This is a genomic window from Lysinibacillus sp. NPDC056232 (genome assembly GCF_042267565.1).
Classification (GTDB): Bacteria; Bacillota; Bacilli; order Bacillales_A; family Planococcaceae; genus Lysinibacillus.
Genome location: NZ_JBHJTF010000024.1, coordinates 74,481 through 82,797 on the forward strand (window position 1 = coordinate 74,481; position 8,317 = coordinate 82,797).

9 protein-coding genes are annotated in these 8,317 nt (G+C 33.2%); 5 read left to right on the plus strand and 4 right to left on the minus strand.

Translation table 11 applies throughout. The features are described 5' to 3' along the window. Positions 1-41 precede the first annotated feature (41 nt). Positions 42-1,919: a sensor domain-containing diguanylate cyclase gene (locus ACFCYJ_RS17385; protein ID WP_376075363.1), complete on the minus strand. Its 1,878-nt coding sequence runs from the start codon at positions 1,917-1,919 to the stop codon at positions 42-44. 458 nt (positions 1,920-2,377) lie between these two features. On the opposite strand from ACFCYJ_RS17385, the gene rpsD reads away from it, so the two are divergent. Further along, positions 2,378-2,980: a 30S ribosomal protein S4 gene (gene rpsD, locus ACFCYJ_RS17390; protein ID WP_370045127.1), complete on the plus strand. Its 603-nt coding sequence runs from the start codon at positions 2,378-2,380 to the stop codon at positions 2,978-2,980. Positions 2,981-3,289: 309 nt separating this feature from the next. On the opposite strand, the gene ACFCYJ_RS17395 is transcribed toward rpsD, so the two are convergent. From ACFCYJ_RS17395 to ACFCYJ_RS17405, 3 genes are all read right to left on the minus strand, one after another. Beyond that, the gene (locus ACFCYJ_RS17395; protein WP_376075366.1) at positions 3,290-4,249 is read right to left on the minus strand and encodes a hypothetical protein; all 960 of its coding nucleotides are present in this window, start codon (positions 4,247-4,249) and stop codon (positions 3,290-3,292) included. 154 nt (positions 4,250-4,403) lie between these two features. Beyond that, positions 4,404-4,754, minus strand: coding sequence for a hypothetical protein (locus ACFCYJ_RS17400; RefSeq protein ID WP_376075367.1), 351 nt, complete (start codon positions 4,752-4,754; stop codon positions 4,404-4,406). A 130-nt stretch (positions 4,755-4,884) separates the two neighbouring features. Next, positions 4,885-5,673, minus strand: a complete 789-nt coding sequence (locus ACFCYJ_RS17405; protein WP_376075369.1) for a helix-turn-helix domain-containing protein — start codon at positions 5,671-5,673, stop codon at positions 4,885-4,887. 161 nt (positions 5,674-5,834) lie between these two features. Here ACFCYJ_RS17405 and ACFCYJ_RS17410 point away from each other — a divergent pair, with 161 nt between their 5' ends. From ACFCYJ_RS17410 to ACFCYJ_RS17425, 4 genes are all read left to right on the plus strand, one after another. After that, positions 5,835-6,047, plus strand: coding sequence for a helix-turn-helix domain-containing protein (locus ACFCYJ_RS17410; RefSeq protein WP_376075370.1), 213 nt, complete (start codon positions 5,835-5,837; stop codon positions 6,045-6,047). 143 nt (positions 6,048-6,190) lie between these two features. Then, positions 6,191-6,511 carry a DUF771 domain-containing protein gene (locus ACFCYJ_RS17415; protein WP_376075372.1) on the plus strand — a complete coding sequence of 107 codons (321 nt, stop codon included), beginning with the start codon at positions 6,191-6,193 and terminating at the stop codon, positions 6,509-6,511. Between the two features lie 313 nt (positions 6,512-6,824). Then, positions 6,825-7,640, plus strand: coding sequence for a hypothetical protein (locus ACFCYJ_RS17420; protein ID WP_376075374.1), 816 nt, complete (start codon positions 6,825-6,827; stop codon positions 7,638-7,640). A gap of 77 nt (positions 7,641-7,717) precedes the next feature. Next, complete coding sequence (locus ACFCYJ_RS17425) at positions 7,718-8,038, plus strand: hypothetical protein (RefSeq protein WP_376075376.1); 321 nt, start codon at positions 7,718-7,720, stop codon at positions 8,036-8,038. The last annotated feature ends 279 nt before the right edge of the window (positions 8,039-8,317 follow it).

The following is an 8,317-nucleotide window of genomic DNA, read 5'->3' on the forward strand; positions in this document are numbered from 1 at the left end:
GCCTCCACCGAAATGTCATCCCTAATTTTAATAGCGAGCTATTAATTTATTTGATACGGTCGATCATGCATACAAAATCGATTTTTACCGCTATTTTTCGCTTCATAAAGCGCTGTATCTGCATGTAGAAAAACAGATTGAAACGCTGGACGGTACTGTTCATTCCATGTTATGAGGCCTGCTGAAATTGTCACCTGAGGATCTGTTGTATTTGGAATTACTGCAACGATTGTTGCTGCCAATTCGATTGCTTCTTTCTCATCAATATCCGGGACATACACAGACATTTCCTCTCCACCCCATCGTGCACAAATACCACGAGCTCCAATCATTTCTTTTAACTGTACCGCAATTTGCATAAGAATCTTATCACCTATCTGATGACCATACGTATCATTAACACGTTTGAAATTATCAATGTCAATAAGTAAGAACATCCCCGATTGATCATTTTTAAGTGACTTTTCTACATATTGATCTAAATAACTTCTTGCATACAATTTTGTTAAATGGTCCAAATCTACCATTTCCTGAAGTTTATTTCGTAATATTGAGTTTGCAATTGCTAAAGAAGAATGATGGATTAATGATTGCATTAATTTAAAGCTATCAAACGAAAAGAAATATGGCTCCTTGTGTAACACAATACTAAAGCCATTAATTTTTTCTTCCATTAAAATCGGGATTGCCATAATTGAACGATATTCAACTTGATTAGAGGTTAATCGGCTGAAATCAGCAATAAATAGTGGATCATTGGTATTTTCAAAATGTTGTTCAACATGTTTTATAAATGTTTGACCCTTTTCTGTATTAAATAAGGCCGTGCTAGCATCCGTCACTTCAAATGTGTCATTATGCTTAAAAGCGAAGCAAACTTCCATTGGTTGAAAGGATTTCATTAACTGCTTTTGAAGAAAAAGCAACATTTCATTAATGTCTAACCTCATATTTAAACGATGTGATGTTTCATTGATGAGTTGCAAATCACTCACAAGGCGATGTGATTGATGATATAATTTTGCATTTTCGAGCGCATTTCCTGATGTTTGCGCTAACATTCGTACAAAATCTTTTTCAGTCGTAGAAAAAAGATACGTTGTAGGTGCAATTACTTGTAAAATACCATAAATAGCTTGTCTCCCTTTAATAGGGGCGTTTAATACTCGACAATTCAAATCGCTAGCAAGCTCCGTCGTCAGCTCTCCCGAGACAAAAGCTTCAACCGTCGCAGGCCTTTCAGATAAGTAATCAAAAAGCTTAATATCGATAGTCGTATGGCGGTCTTGATCATTCGATAGTATAAGCTCCACATTAAATTCGGGAAAATTACCCTTAATATTTTTTAAGACATTTTCTAAAATTAAATCAATATCCATAGTTGAATGAAATAAATCTGTCATATTATACAATTTTCTATATTGATCTTCATTCACTTTTACTTCATAATTTTCTCTCATCAACTGAAGAACCTTTGTAAGCGTTTCGACAAACTTTTCCCCGTAATCCGAAGTCATAAAGTCTGTCCATGCATCGGTTGCCTCGACGAGTAGCACACCAATTGGATTCTTCCCTTCTGCTTGGAAAAGCACCATATCTGTCATCATCATATAGGCGTCTTTTTCTTTTAATATATAGGGAATTTTCACCATCTTCTGTTGATAAAAGCTAGCTTCAATCATTAACCATGACACAGCATTTAGTTTTGTTTCAATTGTTACAGTAGCCATCTCTTCAATCGGTATTAAAGAATTACCTTCGAAACCGAGAAATGCCACATTTACAATTCCAAAGCGCTTCTTTAGACACTGTTTCAATGGGTTAAAATACCCATTAAAACCAGCTTGTTCCTTAGAACTCACCCAAATGCTTAAAACATCTGATTTTATATATTTTAGCGTTTGTAAATGGTCTGTCATGAAATCACCTTTTCTATATAACGTCCAAATCAAATACTATTAACTTATAGTATATTATACATAATTTGAGTCATTTTGACTATGTTATTCTATTTCACTTTTACATTTTACATATCACACTGTATCATTAACTATTCCTGAATATCGAAAAATGTATAGGGAGGAAATTTTTACTATTGTCCATTTTCAAAAATAATTAGCCTAATAATTGACGTCTATATAATAAGCAGTTACAATGTAGTTTGTGTAAAATAAACGCAGCAGTGGTATGAGCTTATTACTGTATTTTATTCCTCTATTTTATTTAGTATAACTAAACAGATTCAAATAGATGGTGTATCGCGTAACCTAACGGCTGCATAGGCGAAAATACATGAAAATAAAATGCGTATAAGAATGGGTACTACTGGTTTTTGTTTTACAACAAAAAAACCAAATTTAAAGGAGGAGACAACAATATGTCTCGTTATACAGGTCCATCTTGGAAATTATCACGTCGTCTTGGTATCTCACTAAGCGGTACAGGTAAAGAAATCGAAAAACGCCCTTACGCACCAGGTCAACACGGTCCAAACCAACGTAAAAAATTATCAGAATACGGTTTACAACTTCAAGAAAAACAAAAACTTCGTCACATGTACGGCATGAACGAACGTCAATTCCGTACTCTATTCGACCGCGCTGGTAAAATGAAAGGTGTTCACGGTGAAAACTTCATGGTTCTTCTTGAAACTCGCCTTGACAACCTAGTTTACCGTTTAGGTTTATCTCGTACTCGTCGTGGATCTCGTCAATTAGTAAACCACGGCCACATCTTAGTAGATGGCAAACGCGTTGATATTCCTTCATACAGCGTAAAACCAGGTCAAACGATTTCTCTTCGTGAAAAATCTCAAAACCTTGCAGTAGTAACAGAAGCAATCGAAGTAAACAACTTCGTACCTGACTACTTAACATTTGATGCTGACAAAAAAGAAGGTACATTCACTCGCCTTCCAGAGCGTTCTGAATTATCAGCTGAAATCAACGAAGCATTCATCGTAGAGTACTACTCTCGTTAATTAAATTACTCTGCAAAGAGTAGTTTAAAAAACCCTAGAAAGCCTTTTATATCAAGGTTCTCTAGGGTTTTTGCTTTTTAACGACAATGCACAATCATGCATTAATTATTGTTATTTTGGGGCTAACATTGGGGCTAGTTTGGGGCTAATAAAATACGGCGAGCGTGTGTACAGGAATGTGTGAGTTGGGCCGACTCTTTCATTTAAAGATCAGCCTCAAAGTAAGTAAAGTCACAATAAGAAGAGGGTAATTTTGCCGCTCACATTTTCCTTCTATCCAATCTTCAAGTACTCTAAATTAAGTAGTTTTCAACAAAACTTTTGCATAAACTCTGACATCAAAACTACTCGAGTTTTAATTCCTAATACCTTATAAATAAAATTCCCCTTTTTAACTAAGGTACCGTCCTCAGTAACAAAATACTTTGCTTTGGATGCATAAAAAAGATGGCTACTATCACGCACCATATTACTCACTACATTTTTTGCACTATTCTTTATTTTATCTTTGAAATTAGGATGTATCGCAAGTAAATGATAACTATATTGAATTTGCTCCTGTTTTGATAATAAATCAAATTCTATATTACTGACTTTCATATACTGCTTTACTGCTGATACAAAATTATTTTCTAAACTCTCTTCATCTACGTCAAACCAACATGCTATCATAGGTCGTACGTTTTCTATTAATTGCTTTTCTGTAGAATTTAGTTGCGAAATATCTATCCTATCTAATATATCTAATATATCCTCTCTAATTTTTTTATACATTTGAGGTTTATCCATAAAATCTTTATACTTATCTTCCATATATCTTTCTAGACTCTTAGAGTCCATAATTCCATTATTACAGGATAAATATTCATAATAAAAGTCATCTGACTTTATTTGGCTCATATCCACTTGAAAATTGAAGGGGAGTACGTTAATAGGTGGAAAATCAGGTTCATTTCTCTCCATTTCCTTGGAAATTTTATAACATTCCTCTGGTGGAAAATCGTCTAAAATCAATTCATTGTTTTCCATATCCGGCCCTATGATTTTATCATCAGATATTTTACCTATAAATAACAAATCCTTCTTCGTGTATTCTTCATTAGAGCCTTTCAATAAATCAAAAATATGAACTTGGCTGTATGGAAAACAATATTTTCCCTTCAACTTTTGTACAAGGTCATAAAATAACTTATCAGCAACTTTATATTTTTCTCTTGGAGACTGTAAATATGTAAAGACATTTAAATCTAAATAGATAATTTTAGTCATTCTAACTACACCTTCCTTAACTATATTTTACAATTATATATTACAGAAATATATACAGCATCTCATAACTAACTATTCAATTATTTTAAAGCTTTATATTTGACTCCACAATGATGGAACCCATGCTATTTTTTAAGAATGCCTTATGCTTTATTTAACAATTTGACAATGCTGCTTCTTGTAGAACCTCATTTTTAATTACTGTCTCATACAATTCTTGTGCATGAACGTTAATGGTTTTTACTTCATCTTCCATTCTTTTAAACAATGGATAGAAAGCCATATCAATTAAACGCACTGTATCTTGAATTTCTTGAATAGACATGTATGCCATGCCACGATCCTCATGCCAACGATTTTCAGTGATTTCATCAATCCTATTCATTAAATTAGCTACCGCCTGTTGTACAACTCGTAAATCAATCATTTGTACAGATAATCCTGAAGCATCATTACTATTCTCAAGTACTACTTTTTCTAATAAGTGTTGTGTTTGTTGCTGCATGTTTTCATTCCCCTTTTTTGTCTATGTTTTATTTAGTTGCTACTGCTTTCAAAAGTAATTGTTTGTTGCGATTAGACATTACACGCCATTCTTTAACCGTTACTTTCATTTGCATTCATTTCCTTTCCTATTAAAATACTTCTGTTGTTCCATTACGTTCTGATAGCCAATTGTAGAAAGGTACTGGACGTACATTTACAGGCTTTTTCTTCATATATGAGGTGTTTGTTGTTAGATGCTTATCTTTACGTTGTAATGCCTTCTTATGAGCCCCTATGAATATGGCACGTAATGATTTAGTAACCGTCAGCACTCCTTCTTTAATATCGTTAGCCATTTTAAAAATGATGTTTTTGGCCAATATGAATTCCTGAATATTACTTACATTAGATGCGAGCACCACTTTATGCAGATCATCCTTAAAGTTATCTGAGATAGGTAATGAATGAATAAATTCAAATAGCATTTGTTGATACTCATTCATAAACTCTTTGCATGCTTCTTTTTCAGCATTAGCTCGGTTATAAGCTTTTTGTAATGGAACAACCTCACATTCCTCAAAAGGCTCGTCAGGATCTTCACATGTTTCAGATTGACTGGGCAAAATAATATAGATGTTTGCACCGCGTCCTCCCTTTACCCTCGTTGTTGTTTGTTTTTTGATAATCCCTAGTGATTCCAATTTTGAAATGGCTCTATAAACTGTCTTTGCGCTAACCTCCAATGATGTTGCGATTGTGGAAGCTTTTAAATGACATGCCCCTGGATGTTCCAAAGCATGACTAGCAAGCTTGAAAACGATGGCACGTTCTGATTCAGTCAAATCATAGTAGTGTGCTGCCATGTGGTTCTCAACAGCTGTGTCCATATCTGCTACTGATTCAAATGTTGTGTATTGTGCTAAATATTCAAATGCCATCGTTTTCACCTCGCTTTCATTTAATACCTATAACTTGACTTCTTCATAAGTGACTATATTTTGTTGTCACAAATATATCACTGACTATATTTCATTGTCAACTATATTTCATTGTCGCTTTGTTGTTACTTTTAGTATAAAATTATAGGAGAGGTGATATTGTGAGTACTCGAGCTAAATCAAGGTTAAAAATAATCTTGGATGAGAGGGAAATTTCCATCCGAAAATGTGCTGAACTAGCTGGGTTAAAATTTGAAACAGTTCGTAAAATGTACAACGATGAAGCTAAACAATACCAACGTGATACACTTGGAGCATTATGCAAAGCATTGGATTGCGATATTAGCGATCTTTTAGAACTAATTGAAGAATAGAAACACAAAAGCATCTACTCTATTTAGAGCGGATGCTTTTTTAATAAAAATTATTAAATGATTCAATTTTTACGAAAGTGATCATATTAGACAACGAGTGCTTCACCAAAAATATTAATTTCCCAAGATTGGAGGCGAAACAAATGCAGCAATTACATGTAAATTTGACGATTCCTATACCCGAAGAATATATACTCATAACAAAAGTTGAATTTGAGCAATTGCAACAAGAACAGTTAAGTGGCCAGTATTGGACTATGAAAGACTTAGAAAAACGTGTAGGCAAAGAATGGCGCTGGATAAAGGACAACATTCTATACCCAACAAGATTTAAAAAAATATTAGATGTAAACAATGGTGGGTTTGTCTACTATCCTGAGGGAAGAGGTAAAAATTGGTCTCTCCACGCCAGTAAAATGGCACAGTTTTTGGATGATAATTTTCATTTAATATTTGGTGGGTAAAATAAGCAAAAAAACAGCTACTCACTAGAGAGCTGTTTTCTTTTGGCCATAATAAAAAGCAACCACATTTTTGCAGTTGCTTGATTGTATATATATTAATTATTAAGAGCATATTTTAAAAGATTAAAAGAATAAATGATTAAGATTCAAAATTTATAGGTTTATGCTTACTCTCCCAATGAATCTCAGCATTTCAACGTTAGGACACTGCGGTGGGACAAAAAGATAATTTACTTTTTGATTGTCGGTTTTTTATTTTTCCAATAAAATTACAACAAAGGGGATATACCACTAAACACACTAGGAGGAAAATATGGATACAGCTTTGTGTACCTTTAATAATACTAGATATAATTCTTACGATTTCAATTTACTACCAGAACCAGAAAAATTATTTCTTAGACAACATCTAGAGTGTATTGAATGTAAAGGAAAAACAAGTTTTCGAAAAGCTTCCACTGATAACAAACCGCCTTGTTTTGCTGCAACTCATATTGGCAAATGCTCAAAGGAAAGTTCATCAAAATCTGTATCAAGTAGCCCTGGAAAAAATAAAGTGTCTAAAATAATTGTTAATCCAAATGAAATTAAACTGAAGAAAACGAATTTTTTTACAGCACCTAGTTCTGTTACTCAAACGCAAGGAACAGGGAATGTTGGTGCAAAAAAAGGACACAATAGAAATTCCTTTACGCTTGACCCTGCAAAAAAAACAACTAAAAGCAAAACTTTAAGGAATATATTAAATCAGCATTTAGAAAGTGCTTTAAATAATACCAAGTTGAATATCACCGTAAATAATAAAAGTTTCCCTTTAAAAGATATACTCTTTGATTGGGATAAAATGATTATTCATAATATATCAGGTTTTTATTGCGGATATATCAGAAACTCTAATAAACGAATATGGCTAAATACTAACTCAAACAACAACCTTAGTATTCTACTTGATGATACTGTGGCAGATATTATTTGGAGTGATTTACCTTATAAATCTGGTTCATGGAATAATGGAGTTCCAGTGATTGTATACGGAACACCTCGAGTGAGTCCTAACGGGAAAACATTTATCAAAATTTTTGACATAGAAAATATATACATTTCTAAAAAACACTATAAAAAAATTTAGAGCTCAAACACTATTGGAAACTTAAACAGAATTGTATTTGTATGAAGAACCTAAATTATAGCTAAAGGAGGAACTATATGATCGGTGTAGTAGGTATTGCCTCTATTCGTTCCTGTTATTCAAAGATTGAAAACAATACTATCGTTGAAAATGATTCTGCAACAATAAAAATCTTAAAATCGAACACCACAATCATTGACGGAGAAAATTATACTGATTGTGAAGTTAAATTTCTTATTCGTATGCAAACCAATATTGAATGTAAATCTTTAGATGACTATGTTGGACATGTCTATCCATTCCTTAAAAATTTAATAAAAGGAACTATAACCCGTGTTCAAATCATAAAAATTATTGATTTAGGGCCAGCCCCCTTAAAGCACCTATCTCAAATATAAAGCTGTGCAACTGTATCGCCTCACATAAGTAAACTATTCACAAAGGATATAAAGATTATTTCACGATTATCCCCCGATGCTTTCTATTATCACCGTATATTTAGACTACATAAGCAAGACCACCCATCACTGAGTGGTCTTTTTTGGACCATCTTTTTATTTATTATTATCAGTGATTTTTCTATTTGATGATTTGTCAAATTAAGTGCAACAATTGCTCATTAAAAGCCTCGTTTGCAGTTTTCCAACCAAGACATTTTCTTGGTCGGTTGTTGATAT